This window comes from Sphingomonas sp. CFBP8993 (assembly GCF_034044895.1).
Classification (GTDB): Bacteria; Pseudomonadota; Alphaproteobacteria; order Sphingomonadales; family Sphingomonadaceae; genus Sphingomonas.
Window position 1 is genome coordinate 206330 of the sequence record NZ_JAXCWU010000002.1, and the last position, 22436, is coordinate 228765.

The following is a 22436-nucleotide window of genomic DNA, read 5'->3' on the forward strand; positions in this document are numbered from 1 at the left end:
TTTGTCCTTCATGGATCGATAGTCCCAGCCATCTCGAAGACTCCCTACTCGGGATCGTTCTTCGCTGCTTTAGCCGACAGTTTGTCGAAAGCCTCACGCAGCTCATTTCCGATCTCAGAATTGGCGTCACCAGCCGCTTCGATACGAGCCAAAACTTCTCGCTTCGTATGTTCCACGAACGGTTGGGTGATGGTGTGGCCATCTGCCAGCCGATGCAGAAGCCTGAGGAAGCTATACTCGAGTGCGGCCAGTCGCGCTTCGATTGGGTCCACCACTTTAAATGCCTTTCGTGTTGGTCGCTACGGTCAGACGATAGAACTGCTGCATCCGAGTACAAGCTAGGGCGTGGCCCTACTGACAGTGTGGAAATGCGCACGGCTGAGACTCGGCGCGCCGTACCACGAGTCACCTCAATCATTGGCCACGACCTCGCCGCGCAGCACATCGGTGACGAAATGCATGAACGCGCCCGCGCCCGCCGGTGGCAGCATGTGCGTGTTCAGCCGGTCGAGCTCGTCGAGGAAGTGGTGCACGATGTCATTGGGCAGGTCGGCGTTCTGCATCGTGTCGACGATCGCCGCGACGAGGTTCGCCAGCGCGATCGCGGTCAGCCGGTTGTCGGCACGTGCTCGTTTGTCTTTCCCCATGCCGGAGCTTGTGCGCGATGACCGCACCGCACATCCACGGGCGGGTCGCTATGTGGCTGCTCGAACGTCATCCCGGCGACGCGGCGATGTGGCGCAGTTGGTCGATGCAATCGGAGCGCGTGCCCGCTGACGAACTGGTCTACCTCTTCAATAAGCTGCGCCCCGGTCAGGATCGCGGCATGCCGATCCTTGCTCCGGCGATCATCCCGCCGCAGGACCTGAAGGGCTATTTCGACGCCGAGTTGGTCCGCAAGCGCATCGGCGCCTGCATGGTTGGTGTGATCACCACCAGTGACGAAGCGGGCGTCATGATCGGCACCAAGCCCAGTCAGAAGCCGACCTATGGTCCGCAGATGCAGAAAATGGAGCCGGGCCTGTTCACCCGGCTGCTGCCGAACGAGACGATGGACTTCAACTCGCTGCCCGCCGATACCGGCTTCGACGCCGTGTCGACGCAGTTCCTGCGTCAGGCGGCGGCGGCGGCCGGGGTCATGTACGAGCATGCCACCGGTGATTTCAGCCGGGTCAACTACTCGTCCTGGCGCGCCGGGCATCACGGCTTCCGGCGGCGCATGGAGCGCATCCAGTGGAACGTCGTCATTCACATGCTCTGCCGCCCGATCGCCGCGCGCTTCAATGAGGCAGCGGTCGCGGCCCAGATGGTGGCGGCCGCGCCGACCTGGCGCCATACGCCGCCCGGCTTCATCTCGGTTGATCCGTATAAGGATGCGCAGGCGGATCTGCTCAACCTGCGGATCGGCAAGGTGTCGCTACCCCAGCTCGTCGAGGAGCGCGGCTACGACTATGTTGAGTTCCTCATGGCCTATGCCGAGGGCCTGAAGCAGGCGGATGAGCGGCAACTATTTGGTCTTCGAGCCCGGTACCGCGAACATGGAGGCAGGTGCGCAGATCGGGACCTCGATCGTCAACAACGGCGACGGGACCTATTCGGTGAAGGCCGCGGGCTATTACGCGATCAAGAAGGCCCATGCTGTCGGCGCAACCGTGTCGTCGACCAACAGCGCCGATGGTACACATCCAGGTTCCGGCGCGCAGGAGGCGGCAGCGGCCCCGGTCATTGCTGCTAAACCGGCGATCACCAGCCTGACGACACGATAAGCCAGGGGCGACGTTCATCCATGGGCGGCTGCCTTTGCAACCAGCCGTTCTACCGTGTCGGGTTCGGCGGCGATCATAGCCAGCAGAACCCGGGCGGGCGCGTCGGGGTGCCGCCGATTCTGTTCCCAGTCCCTGATCGTTCCAATTGGCAGGTGATAGCTTTCGGCGAACTGCGCCTGGGTTTTCTTCGTCGTCGTGCGGATGCGCTTCACATCAAGCGGCGCTGCCACGCGGGCGCGGCTTTCATCACCCTCGACGAAAGCGATAGCGTCGGCCAGCCCGGCGGCGATTTTATCAAATGCGGTCGTCATGTTCAGTCCTTCTGTTTGAGCAACAATCGGACGCGCTCCTGACGTCCGGCAGTATCCTTTCTATTTTCTCAACGCTGCGATGAGGTTCTTTGTGAGCCCGGCCAAAGTGTTCCGCTGGGCTTGGGTCAGGTTCGCTTTCTCGTTCTTGCCGAAGACCGTCAGCAGGAACACGGGGAACACGTCACCGGCGAAATAGGTGATAACACGATAACCGCCCGACTTACCGCCGCCCGGCCGGGCAACGCGCAACTTCCGCGCGCCACCGCATCCCGGCATGATCTCCCCCGCCTCAGGACTGGCGGCGATCATGTCCACAACGGCGGCCATCTCGTCCGCGCTCATGCCCGCATCCTTCGCGGAGGCGATGTAGGCTTGGGTTTCGATGACCGTCTGCATGAGCTATATATACGGCAATGCCGTACTTCATTCATTAAAAAATACGGCATTGCCGCACCTGCTATCGCCTGTTGCAGACTGACCAAAGCAGACATACGCTGCGCGGCGCATCGGGGAGGCGACTTTGACAGACGAGCGTGGTTCAGCGGAAAATGTCGTAAAAGTCGGCACAGTCCTGCTGGACGCTAAGAGGTTCAGCACCGATAATGTCAGCGCGACCTATCGCGGAACGATTCAGCTGCAAAGCCAGCTGGTAAGAGCAATCATTAAGGATATTCCTCCAAAAGAGCTCGCCAACGAGCTTTTGGCAGCCGCAATAGCCATCACTGGGGGCCTCCCTGTCCCACTCCCGATTTTGGCGTTCGCGGCCCCAGACACGGGCATGGGGATAAATTGCGCCTATGCTGATGGCAGTGGCGGATTGGTTTTCGGTTCCGCTGACGTCGGCGGCAACTCCGTCAGGCAATTGTATATATCTGACCCAAGCCGCGCGACAGAGGTGTTGATTGGAGAGCGGATTGCGGCCTGGAGTGCTGTGGGCAGGCTGTACGGCTTTGATAGCTGGATTGCGAACGTCGACCGCAATGCGGGCAACCTCCAGTTCGGTGAGGCGAACGAAATCTGGCTGATCGACCATGCTCAGGGCTTCACTGGACCAGCTTGGGAAGCCGAAAATCTGACGGCAGACCGTGAATACCAGAACAAGTTACAGAGCTGGCTCACCCCGCTTTTGAGTGCAGACAGGCGGATTGAGTTGGCGCGCGATGTCGGCGTGGAAGCGGACCGGTTTGATCTAGCCGCGCTCGCCGGGCTTGCCACCCGCAATCACGTCGCCGACCTGCTCAGCGCGGGCGATTTGGATGCAGTGCTCAAGTTCCTGGCGGCGCGCGCTACCCATGTACCGCGCATGGCATCTCGTGCATTGGGGCTATTGGCATGACGATCCAAGCACCAAATCTCGTCTTCCCAAGCCGGGCAACGCATGTGCGGGCCCAATGGGCTCCTTTGCTATTCTCGCCAAGGCCCGATTCGCCGGAGCAGCTGGTCATCGGCATCGCGGTCGTATCCGCAAACGGCTTCTATCTGGCGGAGGCGAATGCTTGGCGGCGGATGCATTGCCTGTTCGACGCTGGTGCTGACACCGCGATGCTTGCCGTCCGCGTTGCGTTCGAGCGAATGCGCGAAGCCCTGACGACTGGGGGTCAGCAGGCTTTCGAACAATTCATTCCCCCGTTTTCCGGCATTTCGCTTGGCCCGGTTCAGGTCGGTGAAGCCCAGTCGGAACGCGCGCTGGCGGAATTGTGGCTGTCGGCTACGTCCTCTCTGTATGATAAGGCCCTGGCGGCTGGGGCCGAAACCGTGACAGTTCCGGCGAAGCGGACGCCACGTGGTGATCGACTGCCAATATTAGTCAGAGAGTATGTAGAGCAACGCCGTCCCGGCCTGGCGCAGGCGTTCAGTCCGGAATTCCAGTCGGCGGTCAGGCAGCCCCGCGTCCCGCCCCAGCAAGTTCGCATTGCCTTTTCGGGTTCGGCATTGGTCGCGAACTTTGCCACTCTTCCCGCAAAGCGGTCGAAATCAACCATCGAGCATATCAAAAGCTTGGTTTGGGATTTGGAGCAGGCGCGTGAGCGTGACCATTACGGCATGAGCAGGCGCTACGAGATGCTGGTGCAGCATCAAGGTCGTGATGATCCCCAAATAACAACGCGGCAATACAATGGCGTGCTGGAAGTGCTCGATGAATTAGGGGAGCAGGCCCGCGCCCGCGATCTCACGATGCTGCCCTATTCTTCAGTGCCGAACATCGGCAACCATCTGCTGGAGATCGAGCGGAGAGTTGCGGCGTAGCCATCTCGCGAGCGCAGCTATCTGTGCCGGTATTCCGGCACAGATGGTTATGGCGTCACCTAATCGACGGCGGATACCCGCCCCATGGGAGCGGGTGCCCCGCCTTCTTCTCGCGATCAGTCGGCAGAGCATGGACCGGCATTTTCAGCGAAGGGCGGCATCCGAATGCCGTAAAGAGATCGTGACTGTCCGAACGGCGCGGATGGGCTGAAAGCATGTCCCCTTCAAGCGAAGCACACCGGTCATCGTTGTACTCGCTATATTCCAGCGGCGGCCAGAGGATGAATATCATGGCTGCGGACAGAATAACCCATACAACGACCAGCACCTTTCCAACATTCGCCCACCTTTTGATCCTGTCGATGGATATCGCCAGAAGCGTGAAACTTGCCATGAGAGTGAAAACGATTTGTACTCGGGTCAGGAAAGACCACTTGGCCACCTCGGGCTGCAAAAAATACGCCGCCAGCAATGCTGGAACCGCGAGCGTCTTGCCGAGATACTCCAATCCAACCCCGCGTCGGCGTGGAACAGGCCGGTCTGGCGTTTCTTCGGCGGTACCTGCTTCTGTATTTTCTTGTTCGATATCGGACATCAATGCGCCTCCCCGGTCGTTCGCACTTAAGGGGTATGGGCGTGCGAAAGCCACCCCGTTGGCGCGGGGGACTTGCACGAAATTAGTGAAGCCCGCTGTGCCGATCAGGCGCTTGAACCGATCGGGACCATCCAGCAAAATAGCGGACGGTGCTCCAGGCGCAGGCGATCATACCGGAGACGGCCAGCACGGTGAATCCCCCGAACTCGAGCGATACCGTTACTCGCTCCCATCGATTGGGCGGCGGCTCGTCACGCTGGCGCATGGCCGGCGGGGCAGGCCGGCGGCGGTCTTGGCGCATGAAAATGCCTCGGCGAAGGGGACAGCGCTCGACGCTATCAGTCGGCGAATCGTCCTGTCAGCGTCGTTATGACAGATCGTGGTACGCTGCATATATTCAGTCCCATGGCGTGGGAGCAGAAAGCGGCTTGATCTATCGAGGTCGCCTCAGCGCTGGGGGCTGCGGGGGTAATGGCGTGGGGCTGCACCAAGAAATTATGCAGACGCCAGACTTAGACCCGGGAAGCGAAAACCGAGTGGAGATATCAACCTCAGCTGCGCCTTGGTGGTGTAAATCCCTAGCAAATTCGCGAAACCCGCCCGCCCTGTTTATCGCCTTGATCATGAACCGCGATAAGCTAGGCTCATATTCCGAGCCTACTTCAGACTTGCATGTGTGAAGTCGGCCCTCCCCGACCAGGCATCGAACGCGGCCGTAGCGCTCAATGCTAAAGTCGTGCTCCAAAACGCTCTTGTCCATAGTGCTGCTCGGGAAAAGAGGTATGTCAGATTCCACGATATCAATTGCTGGCGAGATCACGTGTGAGCGGGTCTCCATTTGCACCGGCGCTTGAGCCAAACCGACTAGCACGGCTGCGATTATGGATGTGATCATATTAGCCCTATATGCCCCCTAGGTTCGGCTATGAACCAAGACAGGCAGGTATCTGGCCGATCCAAGCAATTATTTTTTTTGGGGGGGGCACGGGTGGGGGCACCCACTAGATCGACCTACTAGCAAACGACCAAATTCCGCCAATTTCGGCCTTGTTCGTGGTAGGCGGCGGACCCACCATCGGGGTGTTTCAGGGCGTCGCAGCGTGTCTCACGCCCTTGTCTAAATCACGGAAAATCAGGTGCGAACGTGTCGCGAGGTGTCTCACCTCGTGCCCCCGCATGTCATGTCCCCTGGGAGCATAGTTGTGGGCACTGATTTTCAAAGTGGTGGCACCGTGCCGCTGACCGATATCCAGTGCCGTACAGCGCAGCTGCCGGAGAAGGATTACAGCCTCGCGGATTCCACCGCGCGCTACCCTGAGATCGGCCCCGAGGTCTTGGCGCCGTAGTGGGGAGGGCGCGGCGCGGATTTTCACGCCGGGCCCTCGGTCGTTCACCGGCAGACCCGGACCCGTTCCCGGCCGTGGTGGCGATACTCGGTCCAGCAGCGCTGCCGGTAGCCATAGCCACCCCGGTATCCGTATCCGTCGCCCCGGTAGCCGTAGCCGCTGTCACGATATCCCCCGCCATAGCCGTACCCGCCGTAGCGCGGTCCGTCATACCCGCCCCAATGCGCCGGGGGCGGTCCAGGCGGAGGGGGCGGTGGTGGTCCGCCCCAACCGGGGCCAGGTCCGGGGCCGGGGGGCGGTGGCGGCGGTGGGCCCCATTCCTGGGCGCTCGCGCTCACACTCAGGCCAAGCGTCGCAATGGCAAGCCCGGCAGCAACGACACGTGTCAGCTTCATGGTCGCATCCTCATGCCCGACGATTGGGCATGAGGATGGGTTACACCGGCATTGCATGCGCATGGCTGAACGCGGTTGTTCTCTGCCGTTCAGGATCGGCCAGCGGATCGAAGGGGAACACGCTGGCAATATGCGGCGGCGTGCCGCCCTGTTCCCCAATCCTTCAGCGCCATTGTCGAGGCGGCTGGCCAGTGGTCGCACTGCGGGCTTAAGGAACCGGCAGAGATGCTGGGGACGGATTGGCCCATCAGGACACCATCAAGGCGATGGCCTCAGGATCCTGACAGGCCATCCTTCCCCGTCAGAAAGACGACCAGTCGTCCTCCGCAAGCGCGGCATTGCCCTGCTGCATGGGGACAGGCTTTCCGCGAAGGCGGGGAGCCGCGGTCGCGACGCGGGCTTGCAGGGCGTGCACATTGGCGGCCGAGGCGGTGGTCGGTTGCCCAATTTGGAATCGAGCGATTTGACGTGCGAGGCCATCAGCTTCCGTAGCCAAGCCACGCGCCGCCGCCGTCGCTTCTTCGACCATGGCTGCGTTCTGCTGGGTGACGCCGTCCATCTCGGCGACGGCCGTGTTGACCTGCTGGAGTCCCGTGGACTGTTGCTCGGCGGCATCGGCAATTTCGCCCACCAGGGTACTGACCTCGGCAATGCGCGCGATGATGCCGGTCAGGGCCTGACCCGTTTCCCCGACCAGTCGCACGCCTTCCGAGACCTGTTCGGTCGAGGCGCTGATCCGCTCCTTGACGTCCTTGGCGGCGTCAGCCGAACGCTGGGCCAGCGCGCGAACTTCCGAGGCGACGACAGCGAAGCCCTTCCCGGCATCACCGGCTCGCGCCGCTTCGACGCCAGCGTTCAACGCCAGCAAATTGGTCTGAAACGCGATACCGTCGATGACGGCGATGATGTCGGAAATCTCGTTGGATCGACGCTCGATGCCGTCCATCGCCTCGATGGCGTTCCGGACGATGCCGCCAGATTGCTCCGCCAGATCGCGTGCGGTCCGCACCGCCGCGTTGGCGCTCGACGTACGTTGCGCGGTCGCGCGCATCGTCGCGGTGATCTCCTCCATTGCGGAGGCGGTTTCCTCCAGGCTGGCCGCTTGCTGTTCGGTCCGCATCGACAGATCGTCCGAGGCCGTGCGGATCTCTCCGGCACCGCCGTTGATGCCGGTGACCGCCGTCGAAACCTGGGCCAGGGCATCCTGCAACGCTTCGGCCGCAGCGTTGAAATCGCTTTTCAATTTGGCAAAGGGGCCGGTCAGTTCGGCATCGACCCGTGTCAGCAGATCGCCCTTCGCCAGATCCGATAGCCCCCGCCCAATGCTGTCGACGATGAGGGTGGTCTGCTCGGCCTTTGCCCGTTCAGCTGCCGCGAGCTGGTCGCGGAACTTGGCCATGGCGTTGGCCAGATCGCCGACTTCGTCATGGCGATCGGCATCGGGCACGCGGACATTCATGTCGCCCGCGGCTAACTTGCCCATTGCCTCGGTCATGGCGCTAAGTGGCTTTGCGATCTGACGGATCAACAGGGTCAGAAGCGCGATGGCCAACCCGATGGCGGCGACGACCATGACGATCGTGATCAGGCGTCCGGTATCCGCCGTCGATTCCGCCTCTACGCGAGCTTTGTCCATGGCGGCGGTATATGCCTCCTCCGCCCGGCCCAAGGCCGCGTTCTGTGCGTCATAATCCTTGACCTCCTGCAACGCACTCGCCTGGGCCGCATCGGTTTCGTTGCGGTTCGACAGGGCAATGGTCTGCTGCAAATGGTCGGTAAAGCGCTGCCAGATTGGCGCGAATTCATCCATCGCCGCTTTGGCGACTGGATCCTGCTCCATCCCTTTGACCTTGCCGACCGACTGGTCGATCAAATCAAGCGATGCACGCATCGCCCTGTAATGCGCCGCCATCGTCTCGGGCGATGTGCTGACGATATGGGTCATCTCTTCGGCGCGGACGTTCGACGTCTGCGTATCGATGCTATGGGTCAGTTTTTGCAGCCGGGCCAGGCGGGAGGCGATATCGGAGGTGCCGGCGCTCAAGGCGTTCTGATTGTGAATGGAAAGCCCACCCACGATCAACAGGGCAATGAGCAGGATGGCAAAGCAAGCTATCAGTTTGGAACTGATCCGCAGGTTTTTCACGATATTCTCCCGGCGCTGGGTAATCGGTTCCGCATGTGTGAGGGACGGATCACATATGAGCGCTGGGATTACGCGACACTCATTAATAAAAACCTTTGCATGCCGATGTTTTCGGAGGCGATGGCGTTTTCACACGGCTTGACCGAGAAGGGCCAGGGGGGCTCTTCGCTCCCATTCTGGTGATGGGTGGACGTCCAGGCGCATCCCGAAGCGCGGAACGAGATGACAACGATCGGAGGCCTACATAGCCGCCGCATAAATGGGATTTGATCTCGACGATCCCCCGGCGGCGGAAGCCAAGCCAGCATGATTAAAAATGCGGGGAAGGGTGTGGCGCCTTTGGCAGCGCCACACCGTCAGATCAGCGGCAGACGCGGATCCGCTTGTGCGCCCGGTGGCTGTATTCGACCCGGCAACGCTGCTGGCGATAGTGGTTGCGGCCTTGCCAGCGCGGGCCATCGTGCCGGTCATACCGAGCGGGGCCGCGGTGCGGAGGGCCATGTCGGTCAGGGCGTGCATGCGGGCCTCTCGGATCGTCGTGGCCCCAGCGCTGCGCATCGGCGCTGGCGCTCAAGCCGAGGGTGGCAACGGCAAGGCCGGCAGCAAGCAAACTTGCAAATTTCATGGTCACGTCCTTCTGGGAAACAGGTGTCGGGGGAATGGCCTACGCGCCCGCCATGTTCCGTTGCCTGAACGGAATTGCCTGTAATCATTCAGATTTCTACCCTTCGGGGCGGCCGATGCGTATCAAATCGATTGGTGTTTCGGGAATGTTCTCAATTCAGCTGTAAGGCTGAACTGATGGGGCCGTTAAAAAAACGGCGTGTACGAAGGTCCGGCGAGCCGTGCGGACCGGGCGGGATCAGGTCGCTGATCTGGGGCTGGCGAAAGTCGTCGACCTCTATTGAGGGGAGGGGCATTCGGCTCACGTCAATTTGTAGAGGCCACAAGGAACCGCCAAAAAGCCCGTTCATCACGGTAAGGCGGCCGACTCACCATCGGATGGCGGCGGCAGAGTGAAGCGACGGCCCTGATGCCATCGGGCTGGCCATAGGCGACCAGCACAATCTTCGATTTTCGAAAAGGCGACAGCGCAGCGGCGCGTCTGCCCGATTGTGATCGGGCACCGGCGGCCGACACCAATTCGCCAGGCGCGGCCCACATTCAAAACGGCCGACCCGCTCTCACGGGCCGACCATCGGTCGTTTGTTCAGAACAGGTGCGCGACCAGTTTCGAGGCACCAAACGCTACACCACCCACCGCGAGCCAGCTGGCGGCGGCGCCGAGCGTCAGGATCATCAGGCGATCGAGGGGCGAAATAGCGTGGTCGTCCATGGTGGTGCATTCCTCTCCAACCGGTCGAAGAGCCGGTCTGTCTCAACTATGAGACGAAAACCGTTAACAGGCAAACCCATTTTTCGAATGAATGTGATCGGCTCAGTAAAAAATAAATACCCGGTCTTTGATCGATGGAGAGCGTCGGCGCGACGCCACCACATAGCGAAAGGTGGTCGGACAGACCGGCTATCGCGCCGTCGGCTTGTCCTTTCGATTCCATGGTCGCACAAGCCCGATGATGAAGGCGATACCGGCATGACCCGTCCTGATGAACGGGAATCCAACCCCGAATCGGCGGCGGCGTCGACACCCAATCTGGCCGCAATGCCGATGGCGTTGCGGGGCGTGGCGGCCGGGGCCATCGCGCTGACGTTGTTGCTATTGGCAGGGCTGGCGGTCGATCATTGGCCGTTCGCCTGGGACCGGGCGATCCTGACCGGGTTGCGGGCTTGCTGCGATTCGCAGCAGCTTCGGGCGGTGGCGGTGGATTTTACCGCCCTGGGCAGTGTGCCGGTCCTTATCCTGATGGTCGCGGGCGCGGCCGTGCTGCTGCTGGCGCGTGGATTGTGGCTGACGGCAATCGCCACGGCGGCGGCGGGAATCAGTGGCGGCATGGTCGTGACGCTGGTCAAGCATGCGGTCGACCGGACCCGGCCCGAATTGGTGCCGCACTGGGTCGACGTTCACAATGCCAGCTTTCCCAGCGGCCATGCGGCGGGCAGCGCGATGGTCTACATGACGTTGGCGGCACTCGCCACCCAGGCGACCTGGCACCGAAGACTGCGGCACGCGATCGTGCTGCTGGCGGTATTCCTGGTCGGCGCGATCGGCGTCAGCCGCGTCTATCTGGGCGTGCACTGGCCGTCGGACGTGGCGGCGGGGTGGTGCTTCGGCACGCTCTGGGCGCTGGGATGGTGGTGGGCGACCGCCGCCGCCCGTGTGTCCTGGACCGGAGCGTCAGGACGCGGCGCGCGCGAGTAAGGCGCGGGCCGCCTTCAGGTGCGGCGCGTCGACCATCTTGCCCTCCATCTGCAGCGCCCCCGCGCCGGGATTGGCGGCGAACAGGTCGACGATCGCTTGCGCCCGCGCGATATCCTGCGCCGTTGGCGTAAAGGCCGCGTTGATGACCTGCACCTGGGCGGGATGGATCGCCATCATGCCGGTAAAGCCGTCGCGTTGCGCCCGCGCGGCATAGGCGGCCAGGCCATCCAGATCGCGGAAATCGGGATAGACGGTCTCGATCGCCGCCACCCCCGCAGCATGCGCACCGAACAGGGTCAGCGAGCGCGCCAGCTGATAGGGCGCGGTGTAGCTGCCATCGGCTTCGCGTGCGGTGGTCGCGCCGATCGCGGCGGGGAGATCCTCGGCCCCCCAGGTCATGCCCGCCAGCGACAAGGGCGATCCGGCATACTCGCCCAGCCGGAACAGCGCGGCGGGTGTCTCGGTCGCGATCGGCAGGACCGGCACGTCTCCGGCACCCTGGGCCGCCAGCGCGTCCAGGCTGGCCAAGCCCTCCGCCTTGGGCAGGACGATGCCGTCGGGCCGCGCGGGAAGTATCGCTGCCAGATCGTCCGACGCCAGCGGTCCGTCGATGGGGTTGATGCGCACGAACAGCCACACGCCGTGATCGCGTGGGCCGCTCAGGAATTGCGCGACCTCCGCACGGGCGCGGGGCTTGGCATCGGGGGCGACCGCGTCCTCCAGGTCAAGGATCAGCGCGTCGGCACCAAGCCCCAGCGCCTTGGCCATCCGATCCGGCCGGTCGCCCGGCACGAACAGCAGCGAACGCAGCCGCATGGGATCAGCGCCCCATCTCGGCGAGCTTGCGCTCCCAGGCCAGCGCGTCGCGGACGATGCCGTCCAGATCGTCGCGTTCGGGCCGCCAGGGCAGGGCGGCCAGGATCGCGCTGTTGTCGGCGACCAGCTCGGCCGGGTCGCCCGCGCGGCGGCCCTCCATACGGCGCTCGATCCTGTGGTTGGTCACCCGGTCGACCGCGTCGAGCACTTCCAGCACCGAAAAGCCCCGGCCATAGCCGCAGTTCAGCGTGTGGCTCTCACCCGGCTGCGCGACCAGCAGTTCGAGCGCGGCGACATGCGCGGCGGCAAGGTCGGAGACATGGATATAGTCGCGCACGCCCGTCCCGTCGCGGGTGGCGAAGTCGGTGCCATAGACGCCGACCGCTTCACGCTTGCCGATCGCCGCCTCGACCGCGATCTTGATCAGATGGGTCGCGCCCACCGTCGACTGGCCCGAGCGCCCCTGCGGGTCCGCGCCCGCGACGTTGAAGTAGCGCAGCGCGCAATAGTTGATCGGATGCGCCGCGGCGACGTCCTTCAGCATGATCTCGGTCATCAGCTTGGACATGCCATAGGGGTTGATCGGCGCCTTGGGATCATTCTCGGCGACCGGGACCTTTTCGGGGGTGCCATAGGTGGCGGCGGTCGACGAGAAGATGAAGTGCGCGACGCCCTCGGCCACGGCGCTTTCGATCAGTGCGCGGCTGGCGGCGGTGTTGTTGCGATAATATTTAAGCGGATCGCTGACCGACTCCGGCACCACGACCGACCCGGCGAAATGCATGATCGCGCGGACGCGGTGTTCGCGGATCGCGGCGCGCACCGCGTCGTCGTCGGCGACGTTGGCGACGACCAGCGCGGCGCGGGGATCGACCGCCCAGTCGAAACCGGTGACCAGATTGTCGAGCACGACGACGTCAAACCCTGCGTCCAGCAACGCCAGCACGGCATGGCTGCCGATATAGCCCGCCCCGCCGGTCACCATCACCTTGCCGTCGATCGTCGCCATCGTCTTTTGCCCCCAGTCTCCGGATTGCCGTCGCCTAGCCGCTTCCTATCTAGGTGTACAAGACGACAAGGAGATTCCGAGTGACCGAATATGTAACGCTGGCCGGGGGCTGTTTCTGGTGCACCGAGGCGGTGTTCAAGGACGTGATCGGGGTCGAATCGGTCGAAAGCGGCTATATCGGCGGCACCGTCCCCAACCCGACCTACAAGCAGGTGTGCAGCGGCGATACCGGCCATGCCGAGGCGATCCGCATCGGGTTCGATCCCGAGCAGCTGTCGCTGGACGATCTGCTCGACATCTATTTCGCGACGCATGACCCGACGCAGTTGAACCGTCAGGGCAACGATGTCGGCACCCAGTATCGCTCGGCCATGTTCCCGGCCGACGAACGCCAGGACGCCGCGATGAAGGCCGCCGTCGAACGCGCCCAGGCGGGCAGCGACAAGCCGATCGTCACGACGATCGAACCGATGGCGGAGTGGTATCCGGCCGAGGATTATCACCAGGATTATTGGGAAACCTCGGGCCGGTCGAACCCCTATTGCATGGCCGTGATCCCGCCCAAGCTCCAGAAGCTGCGCAAGAGCTTTGCCGCGCGGTCGAAGGCGGTGACGGCGTAAATATGATGGGGGCGGGGCATGAGCCCGGCCCCCTTTTTGTTTGCGAGCGTGAGGCCGTTGGCCTTCGACTTTCCCTGAAAAACACCGGCCACACGCCCGGCCGGGATCAGCGCGTCGCCGCGCGGCGGAGCCGGTCGTTGATCGCCTCGCCGATGCCGTCCGTCGGGATCGGTGCCACGGCCAGTCCGGGGCGGTCACTCGCATCGGCGCGGTGCAGCGCGTCGAACAGGCGGGCCGCCGCCTCGATCGGGTCGCCCGTCTCGGACAGGCTGTCCTGCCCGCGCACTGCGCCGAAACCGATCAGCCATTCGTCGGGCCTCGCGTCGGTGACGTTCAGGCGCAGCGGCTTGCGCGGGGCGTAGTGGCTGGCAAGCTGTCCGGGGGCGGTGACGATCGCGGGAGCCTCGGGCCCCTGCCGCACATCGCCCAGCACCCGCGCCAGCATCCCCGCCGTTATCGGACCCGGACGCAGGATGGTGCGGCCCGCGACGATGGTCGACTCCAGCCCCGCCTCGGTCGCACCATCGTCGAGGATCGGCACGTGCGGCCCCAGGCTGGCACGGACATGGTGGCTGCGCGTCGGGCTGATCCCGCCGCTGGCATTGGCGGACGGCGCGGCGAGGGGGCGGCCGGTTTCGGCGAGCAGCGCCTGCATCGCGCGGTGGCGCGGCACGCGGATGGCGACCGTGTCCAGCCCTGCGGTGACCAGCGAGGCGATACCCGCGCCGGCTTTGAGCGGCCGGACCAGGGTCAGCGGACCCGGCCAGAAGGCATCGGCCAGCGCCAGCGCGTCCGCGTCGAATTCCGCCAGCGCCCGTGCCGCCGCCAGATCGGGAACATGGACGATCAGCGGATTGAAGGACGGCCGCCCCTTGGCCGCATAGATGCGCGCCACGGCCGACGCATCGGTGGCGTCGGCGGCCAGGCCGTACACCGTCTCGGTCGGCACCGCGACGATCCCGCCCGCCCGCAGGACATCGGCCGCGGCACGAATCGCGGGCGTCGAATAGGGCAGGGTGGGATCGGTGTCGGGAAAGGCCATCGCGCCAGCCTATACGCGTGAGGGGGCCGCCCGTTAAGGAGGGGCATGAAGGGGGCGGGGTGCCCCCCTTCGACAATCGCGGTTCGGCACCTTATCTGGCGGGGCATGTTCGACCTCGATTCCTATCTCGCCCGTATCGCCCTGCCCTCTCGGGTCACCGTCGATGCCGAAGGACTGGCCCGGCTGCAACGGGCGCACCGCCTGGCCATTCCGTTCGAGAATCTCGACGTCCGGCTGGGCCGCCGCATTGCGATCGACAGCGCCAGCGTCTTTGCCAAGCTGGTGACCGCCAAGCGTGGCGGCTATTGTTTCGAACATAACCGGGTGCTCCTCGACGCGCTGGCCGCGCACGGCTTTGCCGCCCGGCCGCTGCTGGGGCGGGTGTGGCTGCGCGCGACCGACGTGCCGCCGACCACGCACACGTTCAGCCTGGTCGAGATCGACGGACAGGCGTGGATCGCCGATGCCGGGTTCGGGGGCAGCTATTCCCCGCCGATGCCGCTGGTCGACGGTGCCGAGGCGACCGCGCCCGATGGTGCGCGCTTCCGCCTGATGCGCGACGCCCAGCATGGCTGGATGCTGCTGCGCGACGGGCATCCCGGCCATACCGACGGCCGCTCGGCGGGTGAGGGGTGGGAGCCGCAATACAGCTTCACCACGGACCAGGTCTGGGATGCCGATCTGGCGATGGCCAATCACTGGACGTCGACTTTCCCCGAAAGCCGGTTCGTCCAGGCCGCGATCGTCAGCATCATCCTGCCGCACGGTTTCGCCTCGCTGACCGATCGCCATTATCGCCGTCGCGTTGGACAGGACGAAACCGCCGCGATGATCGCCGACCCGCGGGTCTATCGGATGCGCATGAGCCTGATGTTCGGAATCGACCTGTCCGCCGAGGACGTCGCGACCCTGTTCGGCGACTGACCATTTTGGTGGGTGTGCGGTGCCGTTAGCGGTCCGCCGCCCACCACCCACCGGCGGCAGCGTCCGATTCGTTGTCCAAAATGCTGGCGAATCACGGGCCGGTTTCCCGAGTCGCCCGCGCCTGATCGAACACGGTCAGAGCCCATATTCCGCAGGTTTAAGCCGATATTCTGGCTGAAAACCCCCATTCCCCCATAGGTCAGGCGGCGGCACTCAACGCTAGACGACTGGGTCGTTCAGACAAATCGCCATTTTCGTCATGAACGCGTTTTCATTTAAGAGCGATTTTACCATTGGCGCGTAGACGTACCCATGAACGGGGGGAATTGGATATGCCATTGGATCGCCGACCGGGGCCTTGTCACCTGCGCCTTGCATAGGCCGTAATTTCGACGCGGGCATGGCCCGCGCCGCCAGAATTTTTACGACGAAGGATACAATCATGTCGATCACCACGGTGATGGCAAACGAGAATTCGTGCCTCCCGAACATCGGCATCCTGGCCGAGCAACTGTCCACCGCGATCATGCCGGGCGCGACCGTCCGGCTGGACCTGTCCCAGGTCGCCGCGCCCGACCTGAGCGTGATCCAGCTCGTCCAGGCCGCGCGGGTCAGCGCGGCGAAGGCGGCGTGTGATTTCGCCCTGACGGCCCCTGCGAACCCGCCGTTGCGCGCGCTGCTCGATCGCGCGGCCTTCACCCCCACCACCAACCCCGAACACACCCAATTCTGGTTCCACGGAGACTCCCCGCAATGAGCGCTTCCATCCTTACCGTCGACGACAGTGCCAGCCTGCGCATGGCGATCCGCATCGCGCTGACCGGCGCGGGCTATACGGTAACCGAGGCCGCTGACGGCGTCGAAGGATTGGCGAAGGCGACCGCGACGCGGTTCGACCTGATCGTCACCGACCTGAACATGCCCAACATGGACGGCCTGCAGATGATCCGCGCGCTGCGCGAGCAGCCGGCGCAGGCGGGCGTGCCGATCATCTTCCTGACCACCGAGTCGGACGATGCGATGAAGGCGCAGGCCAAGGCGGCGGGCGCGACCGGCTGGCTGGTGAAGCCGTTCCAGCCCGAGCAGCTGATCCGCGTGGCGCAGAAGGTTCTCGCCCGGTGAGCGGCGAGGATCCGACAGCCGCCTTTCGGATCGAGGCGGGCGAGCTTCTGGAGCAGGTGGAACAGGGTCTGCTGGACCTGGGGCACCGCCTGGATGACATGAACCTGGTCAATGCGGTGTTCCGGGGGCTCCATACGCTCAAGGGTTCGGGCGCGATGTTCGGCTTCGACAAGCTGGCCGCCTTCACCCATCACTGCGAAACCGCGTTCGACCGGGTCCGCAAGGGCGATGTCCGTGCGACGCCCGAGCTGGTGTCGGTGATCCTGTCGGCGGGCGACCATATGCGCGCGCTGGTCGAGGGCGATGCGCCCGAGGCCGAGGGGCAGGCGATCCTGGCCCGGCTGGCGGCGGCGGTCGATGCGGCGGCGGGGGGCGGCGTCGCTGCCCCGGTCGCGGCTCCGGCCCGGCAGGGATGGAACCTGTCGTTCCGCCTGCCACCCGACGCGATGGCCAACGGCACCAACCCGCTGGCGTTGCTCGACGAGCTGCGCGATTTGGGCGAGGCGACCATTGTCGCCCGTGTCGACGAGATCCCGGCGCTCGCGGACCTGAACCCGGCGGACTGCGTCGTCGGCTGGGACTGCACGCTGATCGGCGACATTTCGCGAGAGGCGATCGAGGACGTGTTCCTGTTCGTCATGGACGATATGGAGATCACGATCACCCCGCTGGCGGTCGAGGAAGCCGTCGCGGCGGCCGTCGATGACGGCGCGGCACCGGTGGTTTCCGCAGGCCCGACCGCCGATGTTCCGGTGACGGATGCGCCGGTCGTGGCGAACGATGCCGGGCCACGGACGACGGCAGCGGCCCGGTCGCAGGGTGAGCATGTCCGCGTACCCGCCGAACGGCTCGACGAACTGATGGACCGCGTCGGCGAACTCGTCATCGCGCAGAGCCGGTTGTCGCAGCTGGCGGGCCATGGCCATGACCTGAGCCTGCGTTCGGTCTCCGAAGAGATCGAACGGCTGGCGGGCGAGATGCGCGACACGATGATGATCCTGCGCATGGTGCCGGTCTCGACGCTGTTCGGTCGCTTCCGCCGCCTGATTCACGACCTCGCCATCGAAACCGGCAAGACCATCGAACTGGTCACCGAGGGCGAGAGCACCGAAGTCGACAAGACGGTCATCGAGCGGCTGTTCGACCCGCTGGTCCACATCATCCGCAACTCCTGCGACCATGGCCTGGAACGGCCCGAGGATCGTCTGGCGGCGGGCAAGTCGACCAGCGGCCTCATCCGCCTGAGCGCGCATCAGGCGGGGGGCGAGGTCCTGATCACGATCACCGACGACGGACGCGGCATCGATGTCGAGCGGGTCCGTGCCAAGGCGGAGGCCAATGGCCTGATCCAGCCGGGCCAGGTGGTGAGCGAGGACGAGCTGCTGGGCCTGATCTTCCATCCCGGTTTCTCGACGGCGGCGCAGGTCACGAACCTGTCGGGTCGCGGCGTGGGCATGGACGTGGTCAAGCGCACGATCGAAAGCCTGCGCGGCACGATCGACGTGAAGAGCGTGTCCGGCCAGGGATCGACCATCACACTGCGCATTCCGCTGACACTGGCGATCATTGATGGTCTGCTCGTCCGGGTGGGCGAGGGGCGTTACGTCATTCCGCTGGCGGCGGTCGAGGAATGCCTGGAGCTGTCGCTGGAGGAGGATCTGCGCTCGCGCGGGCGCAGCATCATCACGCTGCGCGAAAGGCTGGTGCCGTTCGTCCGCCTGCGCGACCTGTTCGACACCGGCACCCGGCCCGACACCTATCAGAAGATCGTGGTCGTCGGCACCGGCACCGAGCGGGTGGGCCTGGTCGTCGACCAGATCATCGGCAACCACCAGACGGTCATCAAGGCCATGTCGCCGCTCCACCGCAACGTCGCGGCCTTTGCGGGCGCGACCATCCTGGGCGACGGTTCGGTCGCCCTGATCCTCGACATCGCTCAGCTGATCGCGCTGAGCCAGCCCAGGGAGGAGCGGCGCCTCGCCGCTGGATAACGCCATGCCGTATCATAAAATTCCCAACTGGACGCCCGGGCAGGGGCTTGAAGTCCTGACCTTCGGGCTGGGCCACGAGACGTTCGCGCTGGAGGCGGGCATCGTCCGCGAAATCCTGGACATGATGCCGATCACCACCGTCCCCGGCGCCGATCCGATGGCCGGGGCCGTCATCAACTTTCGCGGTCGCATCGTGCCGCTGGCCGATCTGCGGGGGGCGTTCGGCATGGAGGCGCAGGGGCTGACCGCCGAAAGCCGGATCATCGTCATCGAACTGCCCGTGGACGGCAATCCGGTCCTGATCGGGCTGACCGCCGACCGCGTCAACGAGGTTGCCGTGTTGCAGGCGGACGATGCCGAGGAGGCGCCGGTCATCGGCATACGCTGGCCACGCGAGCATGTCCGCTGCCTGGTGCGGCGCGGGGGCGACGTGGTCGTCCTGCCCGACCTGCCCGCACTGTTCGCCCGACTGACCGCGCCTGCGGGCGAGCCGGTCGTCGTGCACTGATCCATCACACCCAAATCCACACCAATCCAGCCCAGGGGGGCCTGAAACATGCGTGCTACGATCAAGATGAAACTAGGCGCGACGTTCGCGCTCATCATTACACTTCTCCTCGTCATCGTCGGAGTCAGCGTCGCCCGCATGGGTTCGCTGAACGAGACGACCGACGCCATGATTTCAGGCCCGGTCACCCGGCTCGACCGCTCGGAGCGGTTGAACGAGCGGATCAGCTATGCGCTGCGCATGGAAAAGAACATGGCGCTGACCAGCGACGTGGACCTGACCGAGAAGTTCGACGTCGAACTGATGAAGGCGCGCGGTGAGATCGATACGCTGATCACGCAGGGGCTGGCGGGCTCGACCGAGGTGTCGCGGCCGGTCTGGCACGACATCCAGCGCAGTTATCAGGCCTATGTCCCGGTAAACGAATCGATCCGTTCGCTCACCAAGACCAACAGGAGAGCCGAGGCGGGCGCGCTGTCGATGGAAAAGTCGCGCGAAATCGCCGGCAAGATGTCGGCGGCGATCGGCCAGCTGATCGAGATGAATCAGGCCAGCATGAAGACCGCCAGCGACGAAGCTCAGACCAATTACGAGAATGCGCGCAACCTGCTGATCGTGGTGGCGGTGATCGCCGTCCTGATCGCGGCGGCGGGCGCTTTCTGGATCTCGCGCCTGGTGGCCGGGGGCCTGAACAAGGTGTCGCAGGCACTCGACGCGGTGGCGGTCGGCGACCTGAACCACGAGATCTCCGTCACGTCGAACGACGAGATCAAGGATCTGGTCGGGACGGTCAACCGCATGACCGTCAGCCTGCGCGAAAGCGCCCAACTGGCCGATACGATCGCGGCGGGCGACCTGACCGTCGATCACCAGCCGCTGTCCGACAAGGACATGCTGGGCCATGCGCTGGTCGCGATGGTCGAGCGTCTTCGCGGCGTCGTCGGTGACGCGACCCAGGCGGCGCAGAATGTCGCGGCGGGCAGCCAGCAGCTGTCGTCTTCGTCCGAGCAGGTGAGCCAGGGCGCGACCGAACAGGCCGCCGCCGCCGAAGAGGCCTCGGCCTCGATGGAGCAGATGGCCGCCAACATCAAACAGAATGCCGACAACGCGACCCAGACCGAAAAGATCGCGCGCCAGTCGTCGCAGGACGCCGAGATCAGCGGCCAGGCCGTTACCAAGGCGGTTGTCGCGATGCGCACCATCGCCGACAAGATCGGCATCGTGCAGGAAATCGCCCGCCAGACCGACCTGCTGGCGCTGAACGCGGCGGTCGAGGCGGCCCGCGCGGGTGAGCATGGTCGCGGCTTTGCGGTCGTAGCAGCCGAGGTGCGCAAGCTGGCCGAGCGCAGCCAGTCGGCGGCGGCGGAGATCAGCGGCATGTCGTCGGATACCGTGTCCGCCGCGACCCAGGCGGGCGAGATGCTGACCAAGCTGGTCCCCGACATCCGCCGCACCGCCGAGCTGGTCGCCGAGATCAGCGCCGCGTGCCGCGAGCAGGATATCGGCGCGGTGCAGATCAACGAGGCGATCCAGCAGCTCGACAAGGTCACGCAGCAGAATGCCAGCGCGTCCGAGCAGATCTCGTCCACCTCGGAGGAACTGGCCAGCCAGGCCGAGGAGCTTCAGGAGAGCATCGCCTATTTCCGTGTCGACAAGGGCGGTCAGGGCGGCGCCGGCAAGACGGCGGTCCGCAAGCCTGCCCCGGCGCGTGCGACGGCATCGCGCCCGGCCAAGCCGGCCCCGCGCGCAGGCTCGGTCGCCGATCAGCAGGCACGGGTGCGCGGCTTCGCACTCGACCTGACGAACGGTGGCGCCGATGACGAAGACGCCGCTTTCGGACGTGCCGCATGACCCAGGGCACGACCCTAGCGGGCGGCGACGTCCAGGTCGTGGTGTTCGGGTTGGGCGACGAGGAATTCGCCCTTCCCGTGACCGCGGTCCGCGAAATCCTGGATCATCGTCAGGCCTATCGGGTGCCCCACGCACCCGACTGGTTCCTGGGCCTGACCGACGTACGCGGCGCGTCGGTGCCCATGGTCGACCTGCGCGTCCGGCTGGGCATGACGCCGGTCGCGGTGACGCTCAAGACGCGGATCCTGGTCGTCGATATCGCCGGGGCGGACGGGGCGCCGTTCGCACTCGGGCTGGTGGTCGACCGGGTGCTTGACGTCGCCACCTTCGGCGCGGATGCGGTGGAGGGCTCGCCCGAACTCGGCGGGCGCTGGCGGTCGCAGCAGATCGAGGCGATCCTGCGGCGCGGGGCCGGTTTCGTCGCGCTGCTCGACCCGGTGCGCCTGTTCGGTGCCGAGGACGTCGACGCCGCGCTCGGCGATCTCGGCCTCGCGGCCTGATCGTCCTATTTCGCGGTCGGCGGCGCGAATGCCGCCGACCGCTCCTTCCCTCGTTATCACCGGAGCCGTCCCTTTGAGCAGCCAGGCCCGCGTGGCGGTATCCGCCGATGCGCTTCAACCCCGCGATTTCGACCGAATTTCGGCCTATGTTTATCAGGAGTGCGGCATCCGCCTGCCCCCGGCCAAGATTACCATGATCGAGGGGCGCCTGCGCCGCCGGGTGCGCGCGACCGGCCTGTCCACCCTCAGCGCCTATTGCAGCTGGCTGTTCGAGGGCAGCCATCTGGACGAAGAGCGCGAGCATCTGTTGAACGCGGTCACGACGAACAAGACCGACTTCTTCCGCGAGCCCAAGCATTTCGAATATCTGATGGGCACCGTGATGCCGCGCCTGCGCGACGAAGGGATGCGTCGCCTGCGGGTATGGAGCGCCGCGTGCTCGACGGGGGCGGAGCCCTATACGCTGGCCATGCTGCTCGACTCCTTCGCCCAGGATCAAGGCGGGCCCGATTTCGGCATCCTGGCGACGGACCTGGACAGCGAGGTGCTGTATACCGCCAGGCGCGGCATCTATCCTTCGTCGATGCTGGATCCGGTGCCGGTCGCCTTGCGCAACCGCTATGCGATGAAGGCCAGCGATCCGAAACGCGGCGAGATGCGCATCGTACCCAAGCTGCGCTCGGCTATCGGCTTTGCGCAGATGAACCTGATGGATGCGCGCTATCCGGTCGGCGATCCGATGGACATCATCTTCTGCCGCAACGTCCTGATCTATTTCGACAAGCCGACCCAGGAAAAGGTGGTTCGCCGTCTGGCCGAATGTCTGCGCCCCGGCGGCCTGATATTCCTGGGCCATTCGGAATCGATCACCGGCTTCGACCTTCCCCTCAAGGCGGTGGCCAACACCGTCTTCCAGCGGATTTGAGC

The 22436-nt window shown here is 64.7% G+C and carries 24 protein-coding genes; 13 read left to right on the forward strand and 11 right to left on the reverse strand.

The window, feature by feature from the left end; genetic code table 11:
* Positions 1-44: 44 nt before the first annotated feature.
* Both SOM26_RS04130 and SOM26_RS04135 read right to left on the reverse strand, forming a co-directional pair.
* Positions 45-275, reverse strand: coding sequence for a hypothetical protein (locus SOM26_RS04130; protein WP_320451473.1), 231 nt, complete (start codon positions 273-275; stop codon positions 45-47).
* A 135-nt stretch (positions 276-410) separates the two neighbouring features.
* A complete protein-coding gene (locus tag SOM26_RS04135; protein ID WP_320451474.1) occupies positions 411-647 on the reverse strand; it encodes a hypothetical protein in 237 nt (78 codons plus the stop codon).
* 17 nt (positions 648-664) lie between these two features.
* Between SOM26_RS04135 and SOM26_RS04140 the strand changes: the two genes are divergently transcribed.
* On the forward strand, positions 665-1735 hold the full coding sequence (locus SOM26_RS04140) for a phage portal protein (protein WP_320451475.1): 1071 nt from the start codon (positions 665-667) through the stop codon (positions 1733-1735).
* A 45-nt stretch (positions 1736-1780) separates the two neighbouring features.
* On the opposite strand, the gene SOM26_RS04145 is transcribed toward SOM26_RS04140, so the two are convergent.
* Both SOM26_RS04145 and SOM26_RS04150 read right to left on the reverse strand, forming a co-directional pair.
* A complete protein-coding gene (locus SOM26_RS04145; RefSeq protein ID WP_320451476.1) occupies positions 1781-2077 on the reverse strand; it encodes a helix-turn-helix domain-containing protein in 297 nt (98 codons plus the stop codon).
* 60 nt (positions 2078-2137) lie between these two features.
* A complete protein-coding gene (locus SOM26_RS04150; protein WP_320451477.1) occupies positions 2138-2473 on the reverse strand; it encodes a type II toxin-antitoxin system RelE/ParE family toxin in 336 nt (111 codons plus the stop codon).
* 124 nt (positions 2474-2597) lie between these two features.
* On the opposite strand from SOM26_RS04150, the gene SOM26_RS04155 reads away from it, so the two are divergent.
* Together SOM26_RS04155 and SOM26_RS04160 are read left to right on the forward strand one after the other, a co-directional pair.
* Complete coding sequence (locus SOM26_RS04155; RefSeq protein WP_320451478.1) at positions 2598-3413, forward strand: HipA family kinase; 816 nt, start codon at positions 2598-2600, stop codon at positions 3411-3413.
* A complete protein-coding gene (locus tag SOM26_RS04160; RefSeq protein WP_320451479.1) occupies positions 3410-4324 on the forward strand; it encodes a hypothetical protein in 915 nt (304 codons plus the stop codon). Before SOM26_RS04155 ends, SOM26_RS04160 begins: the two co-directional genes overlap by 4 nt.
* 55 nt (positions 4325-4379) lie before the next feature.
* On the opposite strand, the gene SOM26_RS04165 is transcribed toward SOM26_RS04160, so the two are convergent.
* The 3 genes from SOM26_RS04165 to SOM26_RS04175 all read right to left on the reverse strand — a co-directional run bounded on the left by SOM26_RS04165 (position 4380) and on the right by SOM26_RS04175 (position 10142).
* Positions 4380-4919: a hypothetical protein gene (locus SOM26_RS04165; protein ID WP_320451480.1), complete on the reverse strand. Its 540-nt coding sequence runs from the start codon at positions 4917-4919 to the stop codon at positions 4380-4382.
* A gap of 2042 nt (positions 4920-6961) precedes the next feature.
* Positions 6962-8806, reverse strand: a complete 1845-nt coding sequence (locus SOM26_RS04170; protein ID WP_320451481.1) for a methyl-accepting chemotaxis protein — start codon at positions 8804-8806, stop codon at positions 6962-6964.
* 1210 nt (positions 8807-10016) lie between these two features.
* Positions 10017-10142, reverse strand: coding sequence for a hypothetical protein (locus tag SOM26_RS04175; RefSeq protein ID WP_320451482.1), 126 nt, complete (start codon positions 10140-10142; stop codon positions 10017-10019).
* A 258-nt stretch (positions 10143-10400) separates the two neighbouring features.
* On the opposite strand from SOM26_RS04175, the gene SOM26_RS04180 reads away from it, so the two are divergent.
* On the forward strand, positions 10401-11126 hold the full coding sequence (locus SOM26_RS04180) for a phosphatase PAP2 family protein (protein ID WP_320451483.1): 726 nt from the start codon (positions 10401-10403) through the stop codon (positions 11124-11126).
* On the opposite strand, the gene SOM26_RS04185 is transcribed toward SOM26_RS04180, so the two are convergent.
* Positions 11103-11942, reverse strand: a complete 840-nt coding sequence (locus tag SOM26_RS04185; protein ID WP_320451484.1) for an HpcH/HpaI aldolase/citrate lyase family protein — start codon at positions 11940-11942, stop codon at positions 11103-11105. The two genes, SOM26_RS04180 and SOM26_RS04185, sit on opposite strands and share 24 nt — an antisense overlap.
* Before the next feature lie 4 nt (positions 11943-11946).
* Positions 11947-12951 (reverse strand): UDP-glucose 4-epimerase GalE, encoded by a 1005-nt coding sequence (galE, locus tag SOM26_RS04190; RefSeq protein WP_320451485.1) that lies wholly within the window; start codon positions 12949-12951, stop codon positions 11947-11949.
* A gap of 80 nt (positions 12952-13031) precedes the next feature.
* Here galE and msrA point away from each other — a divergent pair, with 80 nt between their 5' ends.
* Positions 13032-13571, forward strand: coding sequence for a peptide-methionine (S)-S-oxide reductase MsrA (gene msrA / locus SOM26_RS04195; RefSeq protein ID WP_320451486.1), 540 nt, complete (start codon positions 13032-13034; stop codon positions 13569-13571).
* A gap of 106 nt (positions 13572-13677) precedes the next feature.
* On the opposite strand, the gene SOM26_RS04200 is transcribed toward msrA, so the two are convergent.
* Positions 13678-14613: an L-threonylcarbamoyladenylate synthase gene (locus SOM26_RS04200; RefSeq protein WP_320451487.1), complete on the reverse strand. Its 936-nt coding sequence runs from the start codon at positions 14611-14613 to the stop codon at positions 13678-13680.
* A gap of 105 nt (positions 14614-14718) precedes the next feature.
* On the opposite strand from SOM26_RS04200, the gene SOM26_RS04205 reads away from it, so the two are divergent.
* Positions 14719-15537 (forward strand): arylamine N-acetyltransferase family protein, encoded by an 819-nt coding sequence (locus SOM26_RS04205; protein WP_320451488.1) that lies wholly within the window; start codon positions 14719-14721, stop codon positions 15535-15537.
* A 219-nt stretch (positions 15538-15756) separates the two neighbouring features.
* On the opposite strand, the gene SOM26_RS04210 is transcribed toward SOM26_RS04205, so the two are convergent.
* Complete coding sequence (locus SOM26_RS04210) at positions 15757-15990, reverse strand: hypothetical protein (protein WP_320451489.1); 234 nt, start codon at positions 15988-15990, stop codon at positions 15757-15759.
* Here SOM26_RS04210 and SOM26_RS04215 point away from each other — a divergent pair.
* The 7 genes from SOM26_RS04215 to SOM26_RS04245 all read left to right on the forward strand — a co-directional run bounded on the left by SOM26_RS04215 (position 15980) and on the right by SOM26_RS04245 (position 22434).
* The gene (locus SOM26_RS04215; RefSeq protein ID WP_320451490.1) at positions 15980-16294 is read left to right on the forward strand and encodes an STAS domain-containing protein; all 315 of its coding nucleotides are present in this window, start codon (positions 15980-15982) and stop codon (positions 16292-16294) included. The genes SOM26_RS04210 and SOM26_RS04215 overlap by 11 nt on opposite strands.
* Positions 16291-16659: a response regulator gene (locus SOM26_RS04220; protein WP_320451491.1), complete on the forward strand. Its 369-nt coding sequence runs from the start codon at positions 16291-16293 to the stop codon at positions 16657-16659. The genes SOM26_RS04215 and SOM26_RS04220 overlap by 4 nt, the downstream gene beginning before the upstream one ends.
* A complete protein-coding gene (locus SOM26_RS04225) occupies positions 16656-18650 on the forward strand; it encodes a chemotaxis protein CheA (protein WP_320451492.1) in 1995 nt (664 codons plus the stop codon). The genes SOM26_RS04220 and SOM26_RS04225 overlap by 4 nt, the downstream gene beginning before the upstream one ends.
* Before the next feature lie 4 nt (positions 18651-18654).
* The gene (locus SOM26_RS04230; protein WP_320451493.1) at positions 18655-19158 is read left to right on the forward strand and encodes a chemotaxis protein CheW; all 504 of its coding nucleotides are present in this window, start codon (positions 18655-18657) and stop codon (positions 19156-19158) included.
* A 48-nt stretch (positions 19159-19206) separates the two neighbouring features.
* On the forward strand, positions 19207-21009 hold the full coding sequence (locus tag SOM26_RS04235) for a methyl-accepting chemotaxis protein (RefSeq protein ID WP_320451494.1): 1803 nt from the start codon (positions 19207-19209) through the stop codon (positions 21007-21009).
* On the forward strand, positions 21006-21509 hold the full coding sequence (locus SOM26_RS04240; RefSeq protein ID WP_320451495.1) for a chemotaxis protein CheW: 504 nt from the start codon (positions 21006-21008) through the stop codon (positions 21507-21509). The genes SOM26_RS04235 and SOM26_RS04240 overlap by 4 nt, the downstream gene beginning before the upstream one ends.
* A 73-nt stretch (positions 21510-21582) precedes the next feature.
* Positions 21583-22434: a CheR family methyltransferase gene (locus tag SOM26_RS04245; protein ID WP_320451496.1), complete on the forward strand. Its 852-nt coding sequence runs from the start codon at positions 21583-21585 to the stop codon at positions 22432-22434.
* Positions 22435-22436: the final 2 nt, after the last annotated feature.